Source organism: Vibrio sp. 10N.222.48.A3, assembly GCF_041475345.1.
GTDB classification, from domain to species: Bacteria; Pseudomonadota; Gammaproteobacteria; order Enterobacterales; family Vibrionaceae; genus Vibrio; species Vibrio tasmaniensis_A.
This window is the reverse complement of sequence record NZ_JBFRVX010001177.1, coordinates 1-2,271: the sequence shown is the minus strand read 5'-3', so window position 1 is coordinate 2,271 and position 2,271 is coordinate 1. Positions and strand designations below refer to the sequence as shown.

Genomic DNA, 2,271 nt, shown 5'->3' with positions numbered 1-2,271 from the left:
GTGTTTATGAGCGTGATGCTGAAAAGCTTGCGCCTCACTGAGTCCTTTTAAACGAGCGAATAAAAAGTGCGGTGCTGTGATGGCATCGTGAGTGGCGTTTCTTATAAGACGACTAGACATTGCAGCCAGCGATAGTGCCAAGGCGAGGGCGGGCAAAATGATAAACTCGACTCGACCAAAGCCTGCCACAGGAAGCCAATTCAGCTGTAACGCAAATATAATCACCAAGGCCAAACCTATTAAAAATACAGGCTGAGCTCTTAAGATGATGGAACCTAATAGCGAGAAATGGTCTGCAAAAGAGTCGGTCCGTTTTCCACAATAAATACCGATTGGGATGGCAATGAGAAGAGAAATGACGGTCGCGACGACTGCCAATAAAATGGAATGCCCGAGCTGGTGGCTGATTTCATCAATGACGGGGGTGCCACTAATCAATGATGTTCCCAAATCAAAATGGAGAAGATCCCATAGCCATTCGAGGTATAGCTGCAAGCCCGAACGATCAAGCCCTAGCTCTTGATAAACCGCTTGTGCCGCATCCGCATCCACATAATCATACCCATAGCGACCCGCTGCAATTCGAAAAGCAAAGTCGCCGGGTAACAAGCGCATTAAAATGAAAGTGAGTGTTCCGATACTCCAAGCCACAAAGCCGGCTTGGAGTACTCTTCGGATTAAGATATTAATCATTAATCGTCATCTCTGAGATGCGATAGTTGATTTCAAATGGGTCAAATGAGAAGTGGTTAACACGTTCATTCACCGCGACTAATTGAGTGTAGAAAGTCACAGGAATCAGCGGCATTTCTTCCGCTAATATGGATGAAGCCTCTTGAGTCATTAGATTATATTGCTCTTGGTTTGGTTCAACCGATAGACGTTGAAGTAAGCTGCTGAACTCATCAGAAGACCAGTTCATTGGTCCCCAGTCACTGCCTTTATGGCTAGCAAAATCTCGCATCAGTAAGGCTAGGGGATCCGCCGTAGTGCCAAAATTACGCGCCACGAGCGCCATTTCTAATGTGCCGTCTTTGTGCTTTGATGGAATTGCACTTGAGTTATCGATAGAAACATTCACTTGAATGCCGACTTCTTTAAGCTGAGCTTGAATCGCGGTAGCTACGATAGGCAGCTCTGGTCTGTCTGAGTAGGTAGTTAAAGTAATATCGAATGTTTTGCCTTCTCGCGAAAGGAGACCTTCCTCATTTTCCTGCCAACCTTGCCCTGCAAGTAATGTTTTCGCTTGGTCGATATTGCGCTGAGTTTGCTCAAGGTTATTGATGTGCCATGCGCCAAGAGAAGGGGCAAACAGTTGATAGGCTTCAGAGCCTGGAACGCGGACAATTTGTTTTGAAATACCCGTTCGGTCCAAAGCTAGACTGATAGCTTGACGCACATCTGAATGATTCAAAAGTGGGTGTTCATTATTCAACTTAATTAGGATCGTTCTTGGGATGGACTCCATCACCAATTCAACATTCTTTGCTGACTCAAGCAGGTCGATACTGGCTGGGTCGAGTGTGTAAACCAGATCGGCTTGACCGGTTTGTGCTAACAAAGCACGGCTTTCAGAGCGATGACCTGCAAGGTAGTGAACATGTTCAATCGAGGCTTTTGTGCCCCAGTAGTCAGCATTTTTGACAACATGCGCTTTATGAGGAGCTTGTAACTCTTGGATTTTATAAGGACCTGTACCACTCAGTTGTGCAACATTTCCTTGTTGATCAAACGAACTTGGTGCTGCAATCGCTGCTGTGTAATGAGCTAACACTGCCAGCAATGGTCGATAAGGTTGAGATAGTTCTATCACTAGAAGGTTGTCTGAAGCTGATACCTCTTTGATAGGTACACGCTTTAATACGCCAGGTTTTTTTAAAGCGTGAGAAAGAGAAGTTTGAACAGCTTGCGCGGTAAGCGGGGAGCCATCGTGGAACACAACGTCTGGGCGCAATGTGAATTCCCAGCGTAAATTGTTTGCGTTAGTTGTCCATTCTTTCGCTAATAAAGGGGTGACGTTGCCTGACTTATCGATAGCAGTAAGCGCTTCAACGACTTGTAACCGTGTAAATAAATAGCCGTTTTTAGATAAATCTTGGTCGGTAAATTCAAAGGGGCCAGAAATGTTTAGCGTTGTTGGTTGTGTTTCTTTTGATGGTAAAAATATCCATATGAGTAGTGCACTGATGGAAAGTAACGCCAGTGCGGCAAGCTTTTTCATGCTTTTGTCCTAGTTATGAGTAATTATTTGCGATGTTATAACATAACAAT

At 44.8% G+C, this 2,271-nt stretch carries 2 protein-coding genes; both read right to left on the bottom strand.

Features of this window, described 5'->3' with window-relative positions; translation table 11 throughout:
* On the bottom strand, positions 1–693 hold a 693-nt coding region (locus AB4653_RS24755; protein WP_372105556.1), incomplete at its 3' end, for an ABC transporter permease.
* Positions 686–2,221: an ABC transporter substrate-binding protein gene (locus AB4653_RS24750; protein ID WP_102258231.1), complete on the bottom strand. Its 1,536-nt coding sequence runs from the start codon at positions 2,219–2,221 to the stop codon at positions 686–688. The genes AB4653_RS24755 and AB4653_RS24750, both read right to left, overlap by 8 nt.
* Between the last annotated feature and the right edge of the window lie 50 nt (positions 2,222–2,271).